The organism is Pseudomonas sp. JL27(2026) (assembly GCF_056933555.1).
Genome location: NZ_CM167794.1, coordinates 522,523 through 542,914 on the forward strand (window position 1 = coordinate 522,523; position 20,392 = coordinate 542,914).

Consider the following 20,392-nt stretch of genomic DNA (forward strand, 5'->3'; position numbering starts at 1 on the left):
TCAAGCTGCCTGTTTTGCAATGACGAACGCCGCAAGGCTCGCCACGTTACTGAAGTGATTGCGTGTGTCCTTGGCGTCGGCGTCGATCTTGATGCCGTACTTTTTTTGAATCGCCAGGCCCAGTTCCAGCGCGTCTACGGAGTCCAGGCCCAAGCCTTCCCCGAAGAGCGTCTGCTCGTTGCCGATGTCGTGTTCGGTGATGTCTTCGAGGCCCAGGGCATCGATGATCAGCAGTTTGATGTCCCGCTCCAGGCTAACAGTGTTCAGATCGCTCATCTTCGGCGAGCTCCTTAATGAAGTAAGTGTGCAAATAGTCGTTGAGCTTGCGCGAGGCTTGGGGTGGCGGGCCCTGCGTGGCAAAGGTGTGTGGGTCTATATCGGCCCCGACGCGAAAACTGAAGTGAACGCGTCGATAGGGAATGCGATACCAGGGCTCGGCCTTCGTCAGGGTGCTTGGGCTGACCTTGATCACCACGGGTGTAATGATTTTGGCACCGCGCAACGCAATCGCCGCGCCACCCCGATGAAAGGCCGGCGCCTGGCCCGGTTGGGTGCGGGTGCCCTCCGGGAAAATGATCAGTGTCTGGCCTTCTTTCAGCGCCGTGGCGGCGGCATCGAGCATCTCCATGCTGCCGTCGTTGCTGATGTATTGGGTCGAACGTACCGGGCCGCGGGTGAAGGGGTTTTCCCACAGGCTTTTCTTGACCACGCAGTTGGCGTTGCGCACCAGGCCAATGAGAAACACCACGTCGATCAGCGACGGGTGGTTGGCAACAATCATCTGGCCCGGACGCCCGAGTTTTTCCGCACCTTCGACTTCGTAGGTCAGCACACCGGTGCGGGCCATGAAGCGGATAAACAGCCAGAACAATCGGCTGACGGTCCGCCGCGCCCGTTGTCGATGCGTGCGCGCGTCACCCGGCAGGCAACTGAGCAACGGAAAAATCACCAGCCGCAGACACAACCCGCTGACGCCAAACAGCGCAAAGCTCATGGCGGTGGCGAACAAGCGCCAGTAGTAGGCGTCGCGGGGTTTGCCGGTCACTGGTTGCGTTGCCAGTTCCATACTCGGTTCTTCCAGGCGTGTTGGCAGGTAGTCTGCTCACTGAGTAGCGTACGCAACAGATTCAGGGCATGGGGCCACTGGGCTTTGGGCGCTTCGACGCTGGCGCTGGTCAGGGACAGTTGCCAATCGTCGCCCGGCGTCAGCAACAACCCGACGGCGTAGGGGAACGGCACGTCATCGATCCAGGTGGCATAGGCTTCTGGCGGTTGCTCTTCGGTGACCACCAGCAACACCGCTGGCGCACCCTCGTTGAGCAGCGCCGCGGCCTCTAGCATGCCGTGTTCAAGGCCGTCGCCGGTTGCGGCGAGGGCGGTCATTTCACTGGTTTCGCCGCGCATGATCGACCACAGGCCGATCACCGCGTTATGCACCGACAGGCTGAACTGGGTAGGCGATAACGGCTGTTCGGCCGCCAGGTCACTGAGGATTTCCAGGGTGCGCGGGGTTTCGCCGTGGCGTGAAATAAAGACCAACGGTAGGTGTTCGCGACCATCGGCCAACGGCCAGCCGACGCAAAACGCCATCCGCGCGAGGCGGCTGAGACGGCGGCGCTGCATGGCCGGTAAAAAAGACACATCGGGGGCGGCATCGCTGCTGTCGGGCACGACCGGTTGTCGGCTCCAGGCCTGCCAATCGGCCACGCTTTCGAGCCCAGGGGCCCATGCGCGCCATTGGGCGATGTTGAAGTTGATCACAGATTTATCCCGCCCCTGCGGGCTTCCTTGACGTGGCGAACCGCGTCGAATGGCGGCTGGCACTACACGCGGCGCGGTGGCCGAGTGACGCGCATTATCCCGCTGCGGCTGGCTTGTAGCAAACACTGGTTACATTTTGTGCAGCGATTTCTGCCATTTTCCAGCAAAAAAGCTGTCGTTTGGCCATTATCCGGATTCTGATAAGACCGTCTGCCAGTGGATTCACCTGTTGGCGCATGAACGGCGCCATGCTTTCCCGGCGATTGCCGCTGACGACGTAGTCCGTTCACCATCGAGGTAGCTAACCGGCGTCATCGACTACTACACTCGGTCATTCTTTGATACACGGAGGTTTCGACATGCGGCGCGTGGTGTTCAATCAGAAAGGTGGCGTGGGCAAATCCAGTATTGCCTGCAATCTGGCGGCGGTCAGCGCCAGCGAGGGCTATCGCACCCTGCTGGTGGACCTCGATGCCCAGGCCAATTCCACTCAGTACCTGACGGGCCTGACCGGCGACGATATCCCCATGGGCATCGCCGATTTCTTCAAGCAAACCCTGTCTTCGGGACCGTTTTCGAAGAAAACCCAGGTCGACATCTACGAAACCCCGTTCGACAACCTCCACGTGGTCACTGCCACGGCCGAGCTGGCGGACTTGCAGCCCAAGCTTGAGGCCAAACACAAGATCAACAAACTGCGCAAACTGCTTGATGAGTTGGCCGAGGATTACGACCGGATCTACCTCGACACCCCGCCGGCGCTGAACTTCTATGCGGTCTCGGCGTTGATTGCGGCAGACCGGGTGTTGATCCCGTTCGACTGCGACAGCTTCTCCCGCCAGGCGCTGTACGGCCTGCTGGCGGAAATCGAAGAACTCAAGGACGACCATAACGAAGGTCTGCAAGTCGAAGGCATCGTGGTCAACCAGTTCCAGGCCCGGGCGAGCCTGCCGCAGCAGATGCTCGACGAACTGATCAGCGAAGGCCTGCCGGTGCTGCCGGTGTACCTAGGCAGTTCGGTGCGCATGCGCGAATCGCACCAGGCCAACATGCCGCTGATCCACCTCGACCCACGGCACAAACTGACCCGGCAATTCGTCGAGCTGCACAACCTGCTCGAAAGCGCCTGACCTATCCGGGGCGCATACCGCCCTGTGGCGAGGGAGCTTGCTCGCGCTGGGCCGCGAAGCGGTCCTAAAACCTGACAATGCGGTTTGTTTGTTAAATCACAATCGTCGACTTTACGACGGCTTCGCAGTCGAGCGGGAGCAAGCTCCCTCGCCACAAAAGCCTGAACCGAGCCTTTGCTTACGAGTGATCAAACCCCCTGGCTGCGCAACCAGCTCAGCAATTGCGGTAACGGGAAGGCGCCGCTCTGGCGCGCTACTTCCCGGCCGTTCTTGAACAAAATCAGGCTGGGAATCGAGCGGATCCCCAACTGCGCCGACAACTGCTGATTGGCCTCGCTGTCCAGCTTGGCCAAACGGCATTGACCGGCCAGTTGCTGCGCTGCTTGTTCGAACACCGGAGCGAACGATTTGCACGGCCCACACCATTCCGCCCACACGTCCACCAGCAACGGCAAATCGCCTTTGATCTGGCTGGCGTAGTCGCCCTGCTTCAGGTCGAACGGTTTGCCCGGCAACACCTCGGCTTTGCAGCGCCCGCACTTGGGCTGATCGCCCAGGCGTTCGGCGGGGATGCGGTTGAGGCCGTTGCAGTGAGGGCAGGGGATAAGAAGAGGATCGGTCATGGACGGGCTCCGGAATTCAGGCAATGCAACCAATCTGGAGCCTGCAACGTTGTTTATCAAGGTGTGCAGCGTGACTCAAGGTTGCCGGTTTTCCTGCGGGTCAAAGGTCTTCAATGTTTTCGGGGCCGCCATCGCTGACCAGTCTTGTGAGCTTCACGTTGAAAAATTGCAGCTCTTGAGGGGTGGCCGTTGTCGTCATTTCGTTGCGTAAAAACCTCATCAATCGGGACTGGGTCTGCTTTTCTTTATCCGTCATGTCCCTGACCAGATCAAACCCGTTCGAGGATAACGCGGGCGACTTTTTTCTCATGTAGTAGTAACAACCGATGTTCTCCAGAAGGGAGCTGGCATCCTCTTGTGTGGCTTCTACCGTACTCAAGTATTCACTGAAGGCGTGTTTGAGTGTGGGGCCCGGGGTGGCATGGGTTTTCAGAAAAGCGCACAGCTCTTGCCAGTTGATGATGTGCAACTGGGTGCCCCAGTCAGGGTCTCGGGTGAAATACTGCCCGGTGCCTCTGAAGTACTCAGGGAATTCGTTGTTGCGTGCTGCGATCTCGAAGCTGGTGGTCATCGACGGTATTCCTGTTCTTCACTTTGCTGCGGTGTTCTTGAGCCCGGTGATTGCTAGGCACTGTACGAGAACTGCCTGCGTGTCGATCATGCTGCGTTAAAAACAGGCTCGGAATGCTCATTTACAACCCGTAAACTCCGCTTTCTCGCCTGCTTTTGCCTTGCCTGATCGCCACTCGGCGACTTTTCGTACAGACCTTAGGACAAGTACCAGGTTAAAAACGTAAAGAAACTCTTCCACCTCAACGCTGTTTCCCCCGCCAGAAACTCATCGCGTTGTGCAAGATCGAAGTCCACTACCTCGCCACTGTGTTTGTCGTACACGTAGCAACCTTCCCCCTGAACGCCTGTCAGGCAGATGAAGTTATCCGGCAGTTCCCACACCTCGTGAATGAACCCGGTGGCCATCTCTATTTCATGGCTTGGACCACCAAGGTTGGAGAGTTCCATGTACGAAGAATGGCTCTTGTAGAACGTGATTCGGTAGCGGAGAAAAAACGCTGCAAACTCACTGTTCACAGGCACATCGAGCAGGTCGAGTGCCTGGGTGACTGAGGCTTGGTCTACCGTGTGAATATCGCCCGTCTGCTTCTCGATCAGGTGAACTAACAGCTCAGGAATCATTGGTCTACCTGCGGTCCATCGAGCGTTTTTTTTGCGGCGGATTTTCGGCGCAGCAGGAAGATGCCAGCCTGCACGAGGTGCAAAATAACGCTCAAGAACAGGAGGAGTTTGAAGGTGGGGGAGCGGGTTGCGATGGCCGCAGCGGCCAGAATACCCATCAGCCATTTGGTGTAGAGGCCGAATGTATTACGTTTGCTCGGTAAAGCCTGTTGCTGATCGTCCATGTTCACTGCCAGAAGTTAAAACCATTGCCGTTTCAGGGCCACGCCAGGGTACTTCATCAAGGGTGTGGCTGAAACCTGCGGGTAGCAGCCGCGAGGGCCACTGCTTAATGTTGTTGAATGTCGAGCGGGCCAACTTTTTGCTCTAGCGCCCGGACAAACGCGGCCTCGGACGCAAACGGCGATGTCTCCAGAAAGTCGATGAACCACTCCAGCTCCAGCGCGGTAAACAGGTATCGCCATTTGGGTTCTTTGGCTTCGCTAGCGGGCACGGTACAGCCACCGAGGCCATGCCCTTTACCTTCATAAAACATGAAGTAGTCATCGCTGTAGCAATAGCCGATCAACTTGGGCCATTCAGCACTGTGGGGTTGGTGCGGCACCAGGTCCTTCTCGGCGATTATGTAGTAGCTTCGAACTTTGTGTGCGTGTCGCGCGGGGTTGCAGCTTGAGAGCCTGCCCAGGCAACACATGGCTTTGTCGGTGTTATCCATCCAGGCCGATTGTTTTCTCTCCAGTTCCGTAAACGCCCCGTCGGCGCCGGCGCGGTAGAACATCAACCAACCGTCTCGCCCTTCGTGGACGATCAAGCAGGTACAACCATGGCCTTCGACCGTCAGTGACCAGCAGCCGAAGAACTCCCGGCAGTCTTCGAATTCAACGACGTGGAACCCGGTACGCTCAACAGCGTCTTGCAGTTCGGGGTAATTCAAACGGTGACTCCTGTCTTGTCAAACATGCACATCCCGTTAGCTGGCGACGCCGCGATCACGGCCGGGTTTGAACATCAGCAACTCGTCCCGCTCACGGTTGCGGCAGCCCTGTAAAAACGCCAGCGCCAGAGCAGGGGTTGCCCTGTAGGCGTCAAAGCAGGCCTGGTCGATTTCGTAATACTCCTCGTAATCAACCATGCGGTTGCTGACCGGTATCGAGAGGTAAAACCGCCCCGACTCTTGTTCGATGCCCAGGGAAAAGCGTTCTACCCGGTCCACAAAAACGTCGTTGAACTTCATGGTGAAGGGGCCTGATGGTGAGTTGAAATCAGCATCTCAGCTCTACATATTCCTTGAAGAACATGAAAAAGCTGTCTGCCAGGGTATTTTCGATGCGTCTTTGGAAAACGTTGTAACTGACGACGGCTCCGCCCCCGGCTGAGTGACAGTCCACCGCCCAACACACCTCGTCATCGTGCAAGTAGATAACCGCCAAGTGAGAGGGCAACTGGAACTCGGCTCGACAGTAAACGGTGTTGTAGTGGATCGTTCCCCCAATGGCTATCGACGCATCATCGTCTGCGATCCCGCCGATTGCCGACTCGACAACGCCGCCGCCACCGCAGGTCATGAGGAACTCAATCAGGTCGTCAGGGAACCTCAGGTCGAGCAGTGTTTCAAGCGTGATGACTTCCTGACGATTGGCGGGTGGAAACCAGAAGGTTTCTTCACCTGTGTTATCAAGTTGTCTGGCCAGTGCCGGGTAGTCATGCATAAGCAGTCTCCGGCCGAGTACACCGATTCAAAAGGACTGCGCTCGGCTTGGCTCGATGTTGATAAAGGCGTCATTTTCCAGGTAAAAAATGAATGCCCTGTACGCCAGGGGTAAATCGAATGCCGGGCATTGTTCCCGCAGGTTGAGTACTACGGACTGCACATCATCACACTGGACGACGTAGCGGTAATGTAGCTTGGAAATCGCCACCGGATTGTCATTGCCATCATAGTCATCGAAGCCATCGGGGTTTTCCACAATCGCTACGCAATCGAGGCCCCAGCGGCTTTTATCCACAGGCAAATAGAGGGCTGTTTGCCAGTCCAGCGTGTCTGCGTTTGCGAGCAGCGCCGACAGTGTCTTGTAGTTCATATGAAAACGCTCCCTGAGCCAGACATCACGGGCTTCTGGTAAACACATCGCCCGTTAGGGTGATTGTGCAGCGCTCGATATTTACGGAGTGCAAGTTGTTGATGATGTGCCGTGGGTCCTTTCCAGCCCCGAACAGATAGTCAACGATATCAATGAACAGATAGTCCAGAATCAATGCTTCGGCGATTGCAGCGTGCTCCCGAACGAGTGTGATGAAATCCGGGTACCCAATGGCCGCCAGTTCGGGGAGGTCTTCGTAGCCTTGCTGTTTGTCATCGGTGATGCAGTCATCGATGAACGAATTTGCTTTGCTCTCGAAGCCGGGTTGAAGATCGTTTAGATCGACACAAAACTCGAACGGTTTAGTCGCAAGCGTCGTGCTATGCCCAAAACCCATGCTCCTGTAGCTGACTGAGGATGAGTCGATGGCTTTTCCTTCCAAACGAAAAATCACCCGTAATTCTCCTTGAGTGGCACTAAGGCGAGACCCTGTGTCTTTAATCTTCGGTATTTTTCAAGCTGAAGCAGAGTTTTTCCAGCTTTTTTGTTACCTGCTCAATGGCCGATGGGCTGGGCCGTTTGGTGCTGACGGCCGCGTAGATGTCGTTAAGGGTCACGTCCGCGTCTTTGGGGGTGAGGTTCGAAATCAGGTTGGATTCAATCTTGAATCTCAATAAGTGGGGCTAGACTGTTTTTTCGAAGCATAAATTTGTTGGTGGTCTATTTTTCGCTGTATCTGAATTTTCCGACATGCAAGAACTGTTTGTCTCTAATGGTGTTTGTTTCTAGAGTGACAGGCGTCTCATGATCATAAATCAAGACTATTGTGTCTATGGTGGTTTTGTATAAATGAGCCGAACTGCTATTAATCGCGTTCAGAAGTGCTGTGTCATAGGAACAGCCTGTAATGGCTTCTGCCAATGAGTACGTTGGTTTGACGATGTCTATTTCAATCAAGTCATTGTCTATGAAGCCCAGCGAAAATGCACGAGTGAACGCTGAGCCCAGAGAGTCCCCGTCTTCGGAATAGGACGGACTCACGATTTCCTGCAGGGTTGTGATGTCCCAGTGGGTATTCGCAATCCAGATCGAGACGGTTTTGGTCACATTCATTTAACTCTCTGGGTATTATTCATTGTTTTGTGTTCAGTCATGGTGATTACTTCTTAATCGTTCGCACCATTGGCTGGCAGATAAGGATGATTAGCTAGTGGGTAAGTCGTTTGGTTGTTGAGGCTTTACTTGTGTTGGTTCTATATCAATGAGCCGGGTTGTCGGGCCATCCGACCGCAGGCGTTCTGTTGCCAATGCGGGCCAGCGCTTGCGGTTGCGAAGCTTTACAACGCTGTAGGTGAAGTCATGAATGCTGTTCATGGGTTGGAGAAAGACTGCGCAAATCAACATGATTACGCTACCTAAATCCAGGAAGTTCTTTCCATCAGCGGCTTTATATTCGCTGGCGACAAAGTTCCATGTGTTGCGTAAGACTTTTCCTGCGCTGTCAGCTATCTCTAGCTGGCCTTTAACAAAGGTATCTGACTCGCTATGGTTCCCGTGTTCATCGAACCATGGTCCGTTATTCATGTAGGAACGCAAATATTCCCAAAAACTCTCCTGTAGTTTCAGGTTTTTAGCCATCGGTAATCCAAGGCTGATAAGTAGTTGTTTTTCAGGATGGCCAAAGCATTGAACCAGCACCTCAAGAGATGCATGACGAGTGCCGCCGGTATAAGGTCCTACCATTTCAAACTCGTAAGCAGCTGCCGCGATACCGTCCCAGGGAGTATGGTACAAGTCGCCATCGTGCTGAAAGTAAACTTCCCGTGTGCGACGGTTGAAAAGAATCGGAGGGGGGAGAGGGCGGAATACTTCCCAGAGAAAAGGGTATGATAAATAAAAGAGCAGCCATAGCTGCTGATCTCAAGGCGCTTTGAAAGTCACCATCTAGCAAGTCAGAAATTGCTAGCACGGAAAGTCCTAATCCACCGACACCTGCTAGTGCCCCAGTAAGCATTCCTCTATATGCTCCGTCACCTGCGGATATTGTCAGAAAATTATCTTTCTGATCCTCAATTTCAAATAAACCCATGGGTGGTTGACCTGTGGGTTTATCCGCATAGAGGATTGCACTTGGATTGTTACCGCTGAGTTTCTCAGACAGCAGAGTGCGTAGCGTATTGAGATTCATGGGTCAGCTCAGGTCCGCTGGAAAGCAAGCGTTCAATTTTTTGCCTTGGCAGGCATCCAAAGAACAGGAAGGCTTCGATTTGGCCGTCATACAGGATGCCTTTCTGTCGAGTAGCTCTAATCATCAACCACGGTGCACATCATCATAATCATCCGCTTTGGGCGTCGAGTGAATGCCCTTGGCTTCTTGTGCGCGGTAGTAGGCTTCGATGCTCAGGGTCGGGTCTATTCTGGCTCTCAGGATGCACGGCTGGTTTTGCCATGGGTAATCATGGTTGCCCTGCATCATCGCTGGCCGTTCGGTGCTCTCCCACACCGAGTACTGCAAGTCGCGCCAACGGCGTGGTGGCCTGTTGACGAGGGCGTCATGAGTCGCGGTAGTCGGGTCCAGGTGGCGGAACTGTTCCAGAATCGGAAGTTCAGGCAACGGCTGACTGACGTCCATGTAGCGCTGCAAGGTATCCCAGAAGGCCAGGCACTCTTCGCGGTTCATGCCCAGAGATTGCAACTTGCTGCCCAGGAATACTTCGAAGCTGCTGTAGCGGTGATGAAGCCAGACAGCCATGCCACTGTCGCCATGAGCACCAGGGCGAAACTCCATAGTGGCGTCGAATTCGTAGAACGGTGCGGTGAAAGGTGCACGGAAGCGGCGGGCGACGGTGAGCATGCCGGTTTGTCGGTTGAACTCACTGCCGTCGTGTTTGAACACTCGCAGATAAAGACCGAGCACATAGTCCCAACCGATAACGCCCATGAATACGGTGATTGCCATGGCAGTACTGCCGATGATGAGGTTATTTCCGTAGACTGGACTTTCATGTGCCGCGATAGATGCTACCAGGCATGTAAGTACACCAGTTCCTGTCTGAATTAAATAATATGTGTAATTGCTTTTTGTTGAGCGGGTAAACCAAATACTCAGTACGATCATAGCAATGGAAAGAAAGCATGTGAATAGTATTAGAGGTGCCGTTATGGAGTGTCGTTGTATTTTTGTAAAATCTGCGGAGTACACGCCGATAGTGGCGGATAGTACAAGTCCCCATAAAGCCCAAGGTATAAAAATGATAGATGTCCATTTAAGAAAAGGGAGCAGTATCAGGAGCTTGTTAACGTTCTCAAATCGCCAGCGTTGATGGTTGATGAAAATATCATGGCTGCTCTCTGGATTAGATATATCATTGATTTTGCTCTGGAGTTGAACGTCTACACTCTTCCAGGGTTCCCGATTGGCATAGTGTCCCCAATGAAGAGTCGTACGCATTAGACCCGAGCGATTGGCGTCGCCAGGCCACTTATGGGGAGGTTGCGCAGGAACCGCCCCGCTGTTGAATGCAGAGAGGTCATAATTTATGGGGGGATTAGTCACAGCGTACATATCTTGAAAGACCGTATTGTTCTCAGCCAGCAGGGCATATTATTGGCTTCATTAATCACTGTAGTTCACATGCTGAGCCATTAAGTTGGGGCGGGACAGGGTATCAATGGCGTCAATGCGCCCCAGCATTTCCTTGACCTTGGTCTTGAACGTTTCGTCGTCCATGTCGATCCAGTAGCGGGGTTGGCGTCCGCTGGCACGGTCGGCTTCGGCACTCACCGGGTCGAGATGACGGTGGGGCTCATAGAGAGGCAGGTCCGGCAGTGGACGGCTGACATCCATGAAGTTCTGGAAAAAATCCCATAATGCGCAAGGCTTTTGCTCGGTGTTGTCAGGTGTGATCAGGCTATTGAAGTTGATGCGGATATCCCGGTAACGATGAATCAAAAAAAGTCCGATCATGGGCAGGCCCTGGCGGTCCGGGGTCGTGACGAGGTAGGCATCGAACTCGTAGAACGGTGCAATGTGTTCGCCGATGACGCCTGTTTTTTTGAAATCTTTATAATCAAAGACGGTAACCAGGCCAGTACGACGATTCAGCTCCCAAAGTGGACCTTTGGGGGGGCGGAACCAAACTTTCGGGAAATAGTTAATGACGGTGTATCCAACTCCCCAGAAGAATAGTGGTAGAAAGATAAATGGCCAAAATCCCATCATGAGCACTTCAAAGAATCCTAGCTTTATATCTGCATCTCTTGAAACAATATGAAGGCCTAGGCTAACAACTGTGTATAGGGGGGCAGCAATAAAAAATATACCTTTTCCCGCCGTGGCCAGATATATCCAGAGCTTTGAGCTTATAGGGAGTTGTGCCAGGCGAAAGCGCTCATGATCATATTTTTGATGTAGCTCGACACCTTCAAATGTAGGGGGCACATAGGTGCCATTGGCCTTCTTCTCTTCTTTTTTCTTTTTTACTTGTTCCCAAAAACGCATATCGTTGGGTGTGGGGTCTTCCATGATGCAGCTTGGGGCTACATCTTGAGTGTTGCCCCAAGGTAAACGTGTGCCAGAAAATTTACTGAACCAGCTGCGTTCAGAAGAGGTTGGTTGGTTTGGAACTTGATCTAGTCTATATGCATCGGACGAGTAGTGGATTGGTGGCGCACTTTGATTAGTCATTTCCAAGCACCTTATGAGTGTGTTTGGTACTTGTCAAAATAAAAAATATTTGCTCCATTAGGGGCAGAGTCCGTATCCGATGAGCCCAATAATTTTTATGGCTCATGATCCATTTAGATATTGTTTGTTGTCAGTTTTGGTGCCCGGCTACGATGGATGCTATCGTAATCGTCTGGGTCGATGGTCGCTAGATAAGATTAGTCATTTATTGGGCGCGTCGTCTTATTTCTGGGGCTTTTCTTGCATTGGTTCTATATCAATGAGCCGAGTCGTCGGGCCATCCGGCCGCAAGCGCACTGTTACCAATGTTGGCCAGCGCTTGCGGTTACGAAGTTTGGCTATGCGGTAAGTAAAATCCTGAATGCTGTTCATAGGCTGGAGTACCAAGGCGCTGATGAACATGAGCAGGTCTCCTAAGTCCAAGAAGTTTTTGCCGCCTGAAGCTTTATACTCTGCGACAATACGCTTCCAAGTAGTCTGGACGATTTTTCCTGCGTTTTCGCCTATTGCTAATTGACTTTTTACGAACTCATCTGACTCGCTGTGATCGCCGTTCTCATCAAACCAAGGTCCGTTATTCATGTAGGACCGCACATATTCCCAGCAGCTTTGCTGCAACTCGAGGCTTTTACCCATCGGTAAGCCAAGACTGATAAGCAATTGCTTCTCAGGATGGCCGAAGCATTGAACCAGTATCTCAAGAGAGGCGTGACGTGTGAGACCGCTGTGAGGTCCCATCATTTCAAACTGGTAAGCTGCTGCGGCGATCCCGTCCCAAGGAGAATGGTACAAATCTCCATCGTGTTGAAAATAAATCTCACGAGTACGACGGTTAAAAAGGACTGGAAGGGGGAGAGGGCGGAGTACTTCCCAGAGGAATGGTAGGATGAATAAGAGAATAGCTAGAGTTACCGACTCCAACGCTGCCTGAAAGTTTTTATTAGACAGATCCAGTATAGCTATTGCTGCAAACCCTAATCCACCGACACCTGCTAACGCTCCGGTAATCATCCCTCTATATGTTCCGTCCCCTGTGGCAATTGCCAGACAATGTTCTTTCTGGTCCTCAACGCTAAACAAACTCATAGGCGGCTGGCCGGTGGGTTTATCTGAATAAAGGATTGCACTCGGATTATTACTGCTTAGCCGTGTGGCTAGCAGAGTGCGCAAAGTCTCTAGGCTCATTGTGTGGTACAGGCTCGGATTGATGATGAGTAGCTAAAATCCCTCATTGAACTGGTAAGTCATCTTGTTGTTTGGACTCTTCTTGTACTGGTTCGATATCAATGAGCCGAGTTGTCGGGCCGTCCGTTCGTAGGCGTTCTGTTACCAATGCGGGCCAGCGCTTGCGGTTACGCAGCTTTACAACGCTGTAGGTGAAGTCATGAATGCTGTTCATGGGTTGGAGAAAGACTGCGCAAATCAACATGATTACGCTACCTAAATCCAGGAAGTTCTTTCCATCAGCGGCTTTATATTCGCTAGCGACAAAGTTCCAAGTGTTGCGTAAGACTTTTCCTGCGCTGTCAGCTATTTCTAGTTGGCCTTTAACGAAGCTGTCTGACTCGCTATGGTTCCCGTGTTCATCGAACCATGGTCCGTTGTTCATGTAGGAACGCAAATACTCCCAAAAACTCTCCTGTAGTTTCAGGCTTTTAGCCATCGGTAATCCAAGGCTGATCAGTAGTTGTTTTTCAGGATGGCCAAAGCATTGAACCAGCACCTCAAGAGATGCATGACGGGTGCCGCCGGTATAAGGTCCTACCATTTCAAACTCGTAAGCAGCCGCCGCGATACCGTCCCAAGGCGTATGGTACAAGTCGCCATCGTGTTGAAAGTAAACTTCACGTGTGCGGCGGTTGAAAAGAATCGGAGGGGGGAGAGGGCGGAATACTTCCCAGAGAAAAGGGACTATAAATAGTAATGCAGCTACAAGCGCTGTTATTAATGCAGGTTGAATTTTTCCATCTAGCAGAACTAGAAATGCTAGTACAGCAAACCCTAATCCACCCACACCGGCTAGTGCGCCGGTGAGCATCCCCCGATATGTCCCGTCGCTGGATGCAATTGTCAAGTAGTGTTCTTTATGTTCCTCTATATCAAATAAACTCATTGGTGGCTGACCGGTGGGTTTATCTGCATGAAGGATTGCACTCGGATTATTGCCGCTTAGTTTCTCAGACAGCAGAGTACGTAACTTATTCAGACTCATGGGTCAGCTCAGATCCGCTGGAAGGCAAGCGTTCAATTTGTTGCCTTGTCAGGCATCCAAAGAACAGGAAGGCTTCGATTTAATCGTCATACAGGATGCCTTTCAGTCGAGTAGCTCTAACCATCAACCACGGTGCACATTGTCATAATCGTCCGCTTTGGGCGTCGAGTGAATGCCCTTGGCTTCTTGCGTGCGGTAGTAGGTTTCGATGCTTAGGGTTGGGTCTATTCTGGCTCTCAGGATGCACGGCTGGTTTTGCCACTGATATTTAAGATTACCTTTCATCATGGCGGATCTTTCGGTGCGTTCCCAGACCTGGTATTTCAAGTCGCGCCAGCGGCGTGGCGGGCGCTTGGTGAGTTTGTCATGAGCAGCGGTGGTTGGGTCGAGATGGCGGAATTGCTCAAGGATCGGTAACTCCGGCAATGGCTGGCTCACGTCCATGTAGCGCTGTAAGGTATCCCAGAAGGCCAGGCACTCCTCTCGGGTCATGCCGAGCGATTGCAACTTGGCGCCCAAGAACACTTCGAAGTCGCTGTAGCGGTGATGCAGCCAGATGGCCATGCCACCGTTACCGTGAGGGCCGGGGCGAAACTCCATGGTGGCGTCGAACTCGTAGAACGGGGCAGTGAAAGGTGTGCGGAAGCGACGGGCTACAGTGAGCATGCCGGTTTGCCGGTTAAACTCACTACCGTCGTGCTGGAATACGCGCAAGTAGAGTTCAAGTAAAAAGTCCCAGCCGACCAGCCCCATGAAAACGGTAGTAGCCATAGCGGCACTGCCGATCAAGAGGTTGTTTCCGTAGATTGGGGTGCCGTATGTAGCAATGGACGCAGCTAAACAAATAGCAAATCCAATACTGGTTTGAATTATGTAGTTTTTATACTTTGGAGTGTCTGACCACATATACCAACAACTTAGCCCCATCATTATTAATGAGAATAATGGTATGATGGAGGCTATTGCCATGGATGTGTAGACGCCATATGCCTTGGTGACATTGGCTAAAGGTGTATGCATTGCACCTGACATTACGAGGGTGAATATTATCCAAGGAATGAAAGCAATTGATGACCACTTTAAAAGTGGGGCTATAGTTAATATTTTATTAAGGCTTTCGAATTTCCATCGCTGATGGTTTTTATACAAGTCATTGCGTTTTTCGGCGTTGGAAATATTGGCTCTGCCGGATTTAAGTTGTACGGAAACCTCTTGCCAAGGCTCGCGGCTGGCATAGTGCCCCCAGTTGAGTGTGGTTCGCATTAGGCTGCTGCGGTTCGCATCGGCAACCCATTTATGAGGGGGTAGTATTGGAATATTTCTGCTGTTGTAGCAAGAAGAGCTATAATCATGTAGGCCGGTTCTCGATGTATTCATATCGCTGCAAAGTCCGTTTGTTCAATCAGCCAGTAAGGTACGTCATTAGCACCGTCACTGTCTGTGGGTTGTGGGCCTGGATAAGGTTGCCATGCACTGGGTTTAGGCTGGGGTAATTGAATATGTTGATAGCCTGGAAATAAGTCAGTAGGCCCACATTTTTCTTCCCCTAGTCCAAACTGACCATAGATTCGTAAACAATATTCATACGTTGCCGAAGCTCGGCGTGGGTCGCGGACAGGGACTACTTCATGCTGCTTGTTAAATATGAAGAGGATTCTTGTGCTATCTAATGCAATAGCACCTATTTTTTCTTTTTGGATATCGATTCTAGAAGGTGATATGTTTGTGTTTGTTCTAATTCTGCGGATTTCTTTAGCGTTCACCTTAAAGTTAAAACCGCTTTTGAAGTGATTCAGTAGCGGAGTTTGCAACTCCACTGCCCAGTCGAGAGATTCTGGCTTTAGCGGACTTCGACTAATCTCATTGTTCAGTCTATTCCTATCAGCAGGACTGGCTTTTTCGAGCCAGTTTTGCAGGCGAGCAACCTTAAAGCGTGGCGAGCCTAATGCTCCTAGCAACTGTTGATAAGCAACTAATGGATCATTTAGATGTGCTAGGCGATCACTAGTGCCAAATGGACCCTGTTTTACCGCTTGTTCGATGGCGCTATTTGCTAGCAAAGCACTACCCACAAGTCCAGCAACAAACAAAGCAATACCTACTCCCAGCACCCAGGGGTTTGCTAAAATGCCAATAGTGTAAAGCGTCCATATGCCGGAGCCAACAGATGCAATAATGTAGGCTACAGCGACGTCATTTTCTCCTTGTCGAAAAGAGCGTACTGCGTCCCATGCGAACAACGCCGTAGTGGCCGCTAAAGCTGTACCAGCACCAATACGGCTTAAGTTAAGCCACGAATTTCCCGTTCGCGCTTCAAGGTTCTTCGCCCAATTTGGATACCGCTCACTAAGGTTGAGTCGACCATCTTCCCAAAATGTGTACCAGGGATTGTCGATGGCTCCGGATTCTAATAGCAATTTCATTGCGATATTGTTTGTGGCTAGTACAAGATCGGCACTAGCTGCAAGTAGTCCCGCCCCGAATCGCATGGACTCACCGCTCTCATACAGACTTTTTGCCCCAACGGTATTGGCATACAAACTGAACGCTGCAAACGCTGTTGCTATCCCAGGGAGTACTACACTTTTCGATAATTTGTCTGCGGCCGGTAGCACCGAAGTACGACTACGCCATTTTAAATACTCCTGAACCAGCGGGTCGTCGGCTGGTCCTGCCACCACCGTGATATGGCCTAAGCTGACTTTTGCGAGGTGATTTTTATTTGCAATCTTCCCACTGGTAGTGCCGGTGATCTCTCCGTTCTTATTGACCATATTGGAGTAGAGAAAGTTGTCCGCGGTATAGGTGCGGCGCTCTGCGAGCGATAGTCCAAAGCTGTAGTCACCACCATGAGCTCCGAGCACTATCAAGTCTTGCGCAATGGCTCCGCCTTGACCAATTAGCTGGAACCTCTGGGCTTTACTATGCAATTTATTAGCAAATGTAAAGCCGGGTCCGAAGGTTCGGACCAGATCAGCCTGAACTACATGTTCGCTCTCAGCTACCGCCTTTACGACTAACGCACTAGCTTGTGCGAGGTGGTTTGCTACTTCGTCAATCGCTAGCGCGACGTTTTGGCCAATATATACATCCGTGAACAACGACAACGAACTTAGCCCCATTCGTTCAGGCTCAACATTTTTTCGGTCGAGCTTGAGTGTTTTTAGTCGTTGTGCAGTTGGTGGAAGTTCACCGTTAGTTTCAGGTAACAATCCTTTAGTAAGCTCATGCGTGGCCTCGAGCAGTTGTCGGCTGAGCTTGAATACAGCCATGCTGATTTTACTGTCTTCGGGTTCGATGCATCGGGGGTCGGACTTTTTCGGGGAGCGGCTTAATACTTCCAGCAACTCGATCAGCAAAGCATAAGGTTCCAGTAGGCGCTCGTCCTTACTGTGCAGGTAATCGTTCCAGATGGCGGGTAGTTTTTTACTGACCAACTCCAGCATACGCTCTTGCTGACGATATAGGCACTCACGCGCCTGTTCGCGCTCTGTATGCAGCGTGGATTTTTTTAGCGCGTCCTGGTCAATGTACGGTTGCAGGTCTTTCAGAGAGCCGGAAGTCGAAATGGCTTCTCGATAGAGCAACTCGGCGTAGTGACCAAAAGGTTGGTGAGGAACCAAAGCGTTGAGCGCTTGTAGTAACTCTACTGAAAGCCGGGTTTGTGCAACCGCGTGGCGGAACGCAAACAGCGGATCTTCGAGTATGAAGCCCACTAACTGTGGGTAGCCGCGCAACTGATATTCGTTGAGCAGGTCGGTGCCTTCCGGCAACTCGGAAGGCGATGGTGGTGGAGTTAGTTTCAGGTGTGCAGCCAGTTCCTGATGACGCTGATCCAGTTGTGTGATCAGTTCCGTGGCGGGCACTGTCTTGAGTTCAGGTGTGAAGATCGAAGGGTCTATGAGCAGGGTTTCAGCGTGCAGTTCGCGGGCGCGTAGGCCACCGCTTTGGCCGGTGATCGGAAAGGCTGGAAAGACTTGGGTCGCTTTCCAGTGCTGTTGCTCGCCAGCCGCTGCGGGCCAGGCGCAACTCATGTCCTGACTGCGGTCTTTGATCCGTGAGGATTTCGCTTCGAGCCAATCAATGTATTCCCACGTCCATGGCAGCTCGCTATAGGCCATGCTGAGTTGGTTGCCGACGAACTTGCCCTGCAAAAACATGGGCAGCAGGATGAGGTGCTGCTTTACGCCGACTGGCTCGCGGTCGTCGGCCTTGCCCCCTTGCTTGGCGATTTTGCGCCAGTGCGCAAGGTCAACTTCGAACAGTTGGCCTTTGCCGTCGGTCTCCAGCTCTCGCCATAGTTTGTTCTGGCGGAACACGTAAATCCGGCCGGCGCGTGGCAGTGCGCTTTTCGGGGTTTCATGGACCTTGTCATACCCCGGCAAACGCGCCAGCGGTGTCACGGCCAGCAGTGTGTTGTGCTGGTGCTTTTCTTCTTCTTCGGTGGTTTTGGCATCCACCATGATCGGAATCTCGAGAACCCCGCCATCGGTACGCTGAACGTTCAGTGCCAGTCGTAGCTTTTGCTCATTCTCGTATTCGGTTTTCTTGCGAGTGCCTTCGCTGATGGGCTTGTCGTTGAAACTGCTCATGCCTTGCCCTCCGGGCCCAGTAATTTCAGTTGGTCGCCGGATTCAGGGTCGCCCCAGACATCAACAATCAGTTCCAGTGGTCCTTTCTTCGAGGGCGGTTTCTTTGGCACGGGGGTATTGGCCTGTGCGGCTCCGGGTTTTTGCCCCACTGGCGCGGTGTCTGCCGGTTTTGGTGGAACAGGCAACAACGGCACCGCCCCCGTCCCGTTCCCGGCGCTTCCTCCCGAGTTCATGTTGATCACCGGGCCGCTCAGGGTTACGCCGCCGCCGTCGATTTTGACGAAGCTGCCGCCGCCGACGAGGGTCATTTCGCTGCCGGCTTCGAGGACGACTTTGAGGCCGCTGCTGAGGTGGATTTCCTGGCCGGCGTCGATGAACTGGCTGGTGCCGAGTTTGATGTGCTGGTTCACGCCCACGGTGAGGTGGTCGCTGGCCTGGGTTTCGACTTTGCGGTCCGCGTGGACGGTGTGGTGTTCTTCGACCTTGAACTCGCTGTAGCTGTTGGCTTCGACGGTGTCGTGGCGTTCGTTGCCGACGCGGATTTTCTGGTCGTGTTCGATGTTTTCGTCCCAGTCGCGCTGGGCGTGCAGGAAGATCTGTTCCTGGCCTTTCTTGTCTTCGATGCGCAGTTCGTTGTAACCGCCACCGCCCGGTGAGCTGAGGGTCTTGAAGGTGCTGCGGGTCTTGTTCGCCGGCAGGGCGTAGGGGACGGTGTTTTCCTTGTGGTACAGGCAGCCGCTGACCAGTGGCTGGTCGGGGTCGCCTTCAAGGAACGTCACCAGCACTTCCATGCCGATACGCGGGATGGCGATGCCACCGTAATGGGCGCCGGCCCAGGCCGAGGAGACGCGCAGCCAACAGCTGGTTTTGTCGTCGGCCTGGCCTTCGCGGTCCCAGTGGAACTGCACCTTCACGCGGCCGTACTGATCGCAGTGGATCTCTTCACCCTTGGGGCCGGTGACCACGGCGCTCTGGCTGCCGAGGATGCGCGGCTTGGGGTGGTTCAGGGGCGGGCGGTTGGGCACATCCCAAGGGGTGGCCTGAAAGCGGTTGCGGTAACCCTGGTGGAAGTCGTCCTTGAGGGCCGTGGTGTCGCTGGTCACCGACTCTTCGAGGACCTGCGGCTGTTTGCCTTCGTGGAGGATTTCGGTGAGCAGCCAGAGGTCGTTCCATTTGGCTTTTGGGTGTTGCTTGAGGGCCAGGAAGTGACCGCTGACCAGCAGCGGCTGATCGCTTTTGCCTTCGGCCAACTGGAAGTCGCTGCGGTGGCGTTCCAGGGCGCGGGTGGCCAGGTGCTTGCCGCGCTCGCGGTCGGTGAAGCGGCCGGGGTAGTCGTAGTCTTCGAGGTTCGGCTTGGCATCGCCAGGGGCGGCGCTTTCGAGGGTGATGCGCGGTTTCTCGAAGTCGTAGTCGCGGCGCGTGGTGCGGCTGGTGCGGGTTTCCAGGCGCAGGTCGAAGCGCTTGATCACCGGGTCGTTGGCGACCATGCCGGAGTCTTGCTGGTAGGCCACGGGGGCGAGTTTGGGGAACACCGTCTGGTCATCGCCGAACACCAGTTTGTGGCCCGTGGCGCTGTGCTGGAAGTGGTAGTGGATACCTTCTTCCTCGCACAGGCGCTGGATGAAATGCAGGTCCGATTCATCGTACTGAACGCAGTACACGCGCTCGGGATAAACCGCCCCTAGCTGGAACTGGTAGGCGTTGCTCTGGATGCCGTGTTCTTCAAGCACCTGGCCGATGATTTTCGGCACGCTGAGGTTCTGGAAGATGCGCTGGTTGATGCGGTGCGCAAGGTAGGACAGCTGCGGGCGCAGGGTCACGGCGTAGCGCGTCAGGCGCTTGCCGGAATCGCCTTGGGCGGCGCGATAGATCTGCCCGTGGATGCCGCTGCCGTCGGGCGACATTTGCAGGAACGCGGGTTTGTGCAACAGGGTTTCGAGGTTCAGGTCCGGTCGTTCGCTGACCAGTTCGACCTCGATCTGAAACGGCTGGCTGATGGCTTCCCGGCCTTTGAAGGCGAGTACCTGGAGATCGTTCTCCAGACCTTCGATGGTCAGGCTGAAGTGAGTCTGATTGGCCGGAGCGAACATCCATTGTTCCTTTTGCAGTCTT

22 protein-coding genes are annotated in these 20,392 nt (G+C 53.3%); 1 reads left to right on the plus strand and 21 read right to left on the minus strand.

The features are described 5' to 3' along the window. The 3 genes from AC1Z1G_RS02400 to AC1Z1G_RS02410 are packed head-to-tail and all read right to left on the minus strand — an operon-like array spanning nucleotide 1 to nucleotide 1,761. The gene (locus AC1Z1G_RS02400; RefSeq protein ID WP_347903478.1) at nucleotides 1-276 is read right to left on the minus strand and encodes a phosphopantetheine-binding protein; all 276 of its coding nucleotides are present in this window, start codon (nucleotides 274-276) and stop codon (nucleotides 1-3) included. Continuing rightward, nucleotides 254-1,066: a lysophospholipid acyltransferase family protein gene (locus AC1Z1G_RS02405; RefSeq protein ID WP_483624560.1), complete on the minus strand. Its 813-nt coding sequence runs from the start codon at nucleotides 1,064-1,066 to the stop codon at nucleotides 254-256. Before AC1Z1G_RS02405 ends, AC1Z1G_RS02400 begins: the two co-directional genes overlap by 23 nt. After that, the gene (locus AC1Z1G_RS02410) at nucleotides 1,042-1,761 is read right to left on the minus strand and encodes a beta-ketoacyl synthase chain length factor (RefSeq protein WP_483624562.1); all 720 of its coding nucleotides are present in this window, start codon (nucleotides 1,759-1,761) and stop codon (nucleotides 1,042-1,044) included. Before AC1Z1G_RS02410 ends, AC1Z1G_RS02405 begins: the two co-directional genes overlap by 25 nt. Nucleotides 1,762-2,120: 359 nt before the next feature. Between AC1Z1G_RS02410 and AC1Z1G_RS02415 the strand changes: the two genes are divergently transcribed. Then, a complete protein-coding gene (locus tag AC1Z1G_RS02415; RefSeq protein ID WP_483624563.1) occupies nucleotides 2,121-2,891 on the plus strand; it encodes a ParA family protein in 771 nt (256 codons plus the stop codon). Nucleotides 2,892-3,079: 188 nt separating this feature from the next. Here AC1Z1G_RS02415 and trxC read toward each other — a convergent pair whose 3' ends face one another. The 18 genes from trxC to AC1Z1G_RS02505 all read right to left on the minus strand — a co-directional run bounded on the left by trxC (nucleotide 3,080) and on the right by AC1Z1G_RS02505 (nucleotide 20,370). Continuing rightward, complete coding sequence (trxC, locus tag AC1Z1G_RS02420) at nucleotides 3,080-3,514, minus strand: thioredoxin TrxC (protein WP_483624565.1); 435 nt, start codon at nucleotides 3,512-3,514, stop codon at nucleotides 3,080-3,082. Between the two features lie 100 nt (nucleotides 3,515-3,614). Beyond that, nucleotides 3,615-4,085 carry a hypothetical protein gene (locus tag AC1Z1G_RS02425; RefSeq protein WP_483624567.1) on the minus strand — a complete coding sequence of 157 codons (471 nt, stop codon included), beginning with the start codon at nucleotides 4,083-4,085 and terminating at the stop codon, nucleotides 3,615-3,617. Between the two features lie 197 nt (nucleotides 4,086-4,282). Next, nucleotides 4,283-4,708: an SMI1/KNR4 family protein gene (locus tag AC1Z1G_RS02430; protein WP_483624568.1), complete on the minus strand. Its 426-nt coding sequence runs from the start codon at nucleotides 4,706-4,708 to the stop codon at nucleotides 4,283-4,285. After that, the gene (locus AC1Z1G_RS02435) at nucleotides 4,705-4,932 is read right to left on the minus strand and encodes a hypothetical protein (RefSeq protein ID WP_483624569.1); all 228 of its coding nucleotides are present in this window, start codon (nucleotides 4,930-4,932) and stop codon (nucleotides 4,705-4,707) included. Before AC1Z1G_RS02435 ends, AC1Z1G_RS02430 begins: the two co-directional genes overlap by 4 nt. Nucleotides 4,933-5,036: 104 nt before the next feature. Next, nucleotides 5,037-5,642 (minus strand): hypothetical protein, encoded by a 606-nt coding sequence (locus AC1Z1G_RS02440; RefSeq protein WP_483624571.1) that lies wholly within the window; start codon nucleotides 5,640-5,642, stop codon nucleotides 5,037-5,039. 36 nt (nucleotides 5,643-5,678) lie between these two features. After that, nucleotides 5,679-5,942: a hypothetical protein gene (locus tag AC1Z1G_RS02445; RefSeq protein WP_483624573.1), complete on the minus strand. Its 264-nt coding sequence runs from the start codon at nucleotides 5,940-5,942 to the stop codon at nucleotides 5,679-5,681. 28 nt (nucleotides 5,943-5,970) lie between these two features. Further along, nucleotides 5,971-6,417 carry an SMI1/KNR4 family protein gene (locus tag AC1Z1G_RS02450; protein WP_483624575.1) on the minus strand — a complete coding sequence of 149 codons (447 nt, stop codon included), beginning with the start codon at nucleotides 6,415-6,417 and terminating at the stop codon, nucleotides 5,971-5,973. A 27-nt stretch (nucleotides 6,418-6,444) separates the two neighbouring features. Beyond that, nucleotides 6,445-6,789, minus strand: a complete 345-nt coding sequence (locus tag AC1Z1G_RS02455) for a DUF7716 domain-containing protein (RefSeq protein WP_483624576.1) — start codon at nucleotides 6,787-6,789, stop codon at nucleotides 6,445-6,447. A gap of 25 nt (nucleotides 6,790-6,814) precedes the next feature. Then, nucleotides 6,815-7,243 carry a hypothetical protein gene (locus tag AC1Z1G_RS02460; RefSeq protein ID WP_483624578.1) on the minus strand — a complete coding sequence of 143 codons (429 nt, stop codon included), beginning with the start codon at nucleotides 7,241-7,243 and terminating at the stop codon, nucleotides 6,815-6,817. A gap of 266 nt (nucleotides 7,244-7,509) precedes the next feature. After that, entirely contained in the window at nucleotides 7,510-7,902 is a 393-nt protein-coding gene (locus AC1Z1G_RS02465) for an immunity 22 family protein (protein ID WP_483624580.1), read from the minus strand. 90 nt (nucleotides 7,903-7,992) lie between these two features. Beyond that, on the minus strand, nucleotides 7,993-8,583 hold the full coding sequence (locus tag AC1Z1G_RS02470; RefSeq protein WP_483624582.1) for a hypothetical protein: 591 nt from the start codon (nucleotides 8,581-8,583) through the stop codon (nucleotides 7,993-7,995). A 517-nt stretch (nucleotides 8,584-9,100) separates the two neighbouring features. Then, a complete protein-coding gene (locus AC1Z1G_RS02475) occupies nucleotides 9,101-9,748 on the minus strand; it encodes a hypothetical protein (RefSeq protein WP_483624584.1) in 648 nt (215 codons plus the stop codon). A gap of 657 nt (nucleotides 9,749-10,405) precedes the next feature. Then, nucleotides 10,406-11,314, minus strand: a complete 909-nt coding sequence (locus tag AC1Z1G_RS02480) for a hypothetical protein (protein ID WP_483627737.1) — start codon at nucleotides 11,312-11,314, stop codon at nucleotides 10,406-10,408. Nucleotides 11,315-11,698: 384 nt separating this feature from the next. Then, nucleotides 11,699-12,562, minus strand: coding sequence for a hypothetical protein (locus AC1Z1G_RS02485; protein WP_483624586.1), 864 nt, complete (start codon nucleotides 12,560-12,562; stop codon nucleotides 11,699-11,701). Nucleotides 12,563-12,704: 142 nt separating this feature from the next. Then, nucleotides 12,705-13,688 carry a hypothetical protein gene (locus AC1Z1G_RS02490; protein WP_483624588.1) on the minus strand — a complete coding sequence of 328 codons (984 nt, stop codon included), beginning with the start codon at nucleotides 13,686-13,688 and terminating at the stop codon, nucleotides 12,705-12,707. 123 nt (nucleotides 13,689-13,811) lie between these two features. Beyond that, nucleotides 13,812-14,951: a hypothetical protein gene (locus AC1Z1G_RS02495; protein WP_483624589.1), complete on the minus strand. Its 1,140-nt coding sequence runs from the start codon at nucleotides 14,949-14,951 to the stop codon at nucleotides 13,812-13,814. 110 nt (nucleotides 14,952-15,061) lie between these two features. After that, entirely contained in the window at nucleotides 15,062-18,280 is a 3,219-nt protein-coding gene (locus AC1Z1G_RS02500) for a hypothetical protein (RefSeq protein ID WP_483624591.1), read from the minus strand. Then, the gene (locus AC1Z1G_RS02505) at nucleotides 18,277-20,370 is read right to left on the minus strand and encodes a type VI secretion system Vgr family protein (protein WP_483624593.1); all 2,094 of its coding nucleotides are present in this window, start codon (nucleotides 20,368-20,370) and stop codon (nucleotides 18,277-18,279) included. The genes AC1Z1G_RS02500 and AC1Z1G_RS02505 overlap by 4 nt, the downstream gene beginning before the upstream one ends. Between the last annotated feature and the right edge of the window lie 22 nt (nucleotides 20,371-20,392).

What these genes read in the sequence shown, in the direction of transcription:
- AC1Z1G_RS02465 (WP_483624580.1), bottom strand. Translation starts at nt 7,902, where the DNA reads ATGAATGTGACCAAAACCGTCTCGATCTGGATTGCGAATACCCACTGG.
- AC1Z1G_RS02430 (WP_483624568.1), bottom strand. Translation starts at nt 4,708, where the DNA reads ATGATTCCTGAGCTGTTAGTTCACCTGATCGAGAAGCAGACGGGCGAT.
- AC1Z1G_RS02485 (WP_483624586.1), bottom strand. Translation starts at nt 12,562, where the DNA reads ATGAGTTTGTTTAGCGTTGAGGACCAGAAAGAACATTGTCTGGCAATT.
- AC1Z1G_RS02490 (WP_483624588.1), bottom strand. Translation starts at nt 13,688, where the DNA reads ATGAGTCTGAATAAGTTACGTACTCTGCTGTCTGAGAAACTAAGCGGC.
- AC1Z1G_RS02450 (WP_483624575.1), bottom strand. Translation starts at nt 6,417, where the DNA reads ATGCATGACTACCCGGCACTGGCCAGACAACTTGATAACACAGGTGAA.
- AC1Z1G_RS02445 (WP_483624573.1), bottom strand. Translation starts at nt 5,942, where the DNA reads ATGAAGTTCAACGACGTTTTTGTGGACCGGGTAGAACGCTTTTCCCTG.
- AC1Z1G_RS02495 (WP_483624589.1), bottom strand. Translation starts at nt 14,951, where the DNA reads ATGCGAACCACACTCAACTGGGGGCACTATGCCAGCCGCGAGCCTTGG.
- AC1Z1G_RS02405 (WP_483624560.1), bottom strand. Translation starts at nt 1,066, where the DNA reads ATGGAACTGGCAACGCAACCAGTGACCGGCAAACCCCGCGACGCCTAC.
- AC1Z1G_RS02415 (WP_483624563.1), top strand. Translation starts at nt 2,121, where the DNA reads ATGCGGCGCGTGGTGTTCAATCAGAAAGGTGGCGTGGGCAAATCCAGT.
- AC1Z1G_RS02455 (WP_483624576.1), bottom strand. Translation starts at nt 6,789, where the DNA reads ATGAACTACAAGACACTGTCGGCGCTGCTCGCAAACGCAGACACGCTG.
- trxC (WP_483624565.1), bottom strand. Translation starts at nt 3,514, where the DNA reads ATGACCGATCCTCTTCTTATCCCCTGCCCTCACTGCAACGGCCTCAAC.
- AC1Z1G_RS02425 (WP_483624567.1), bottom strand. Translation starts at nt 4,085, where the DNA reads ATGACCACCAGCTTCGAGATCGCAGCACGCAACAACGAATTCCCTGAG.
- AC1Z1G_RS02435 (WP_483624569.1), bottom strand. Translation starts at nt 4,932, where the DNA reads ATGGACGATCAGCAACAGGCTTTACCGAGCAAACGTAATACATTCGGC.
- AC1Z1G_RS02505 (WP_483624593.1), bottom strand. Translation starts at nt 20,370, where the DNA reads ATGTTCGCTCCGGCCAATCAGACTCACTTCAGCCTGACCATCGAAGGT.
- AC1Z1G_RS02500 (WP_483624591.1), bottom strand. Translation starts at nt 18,280, where the DNA reads ATGAGCAGTTTCAACGACAAGCCCATCAGCGAAGGCACTCGCAAGAAA.
- AC1Z1G_RS02475 (WP_483624584.1), bottom strand. Translation starts at nt 9,748, where the DNA reads ATGGCAATCACCGTATTCATGGGCGTTATCGGTTGGGACTATGTGCTC.
- AC1Z1G_RS02400 (WP_347903478.1), bottom strand. Translation starts at nt 276, where the DNA reads ATGAGCGATCTGAACACTGTTAGCCTGGAGCGGGACATCAAACTGCTG.
- AC1Z1G_RS02480 (WP_483627737.1), bottom strand. Translation starts at nt 11,314, where the DNA reads ATGGAAGACCCCACACCCAACGATATGCGTTTTTGGGAACAAGTAAAA.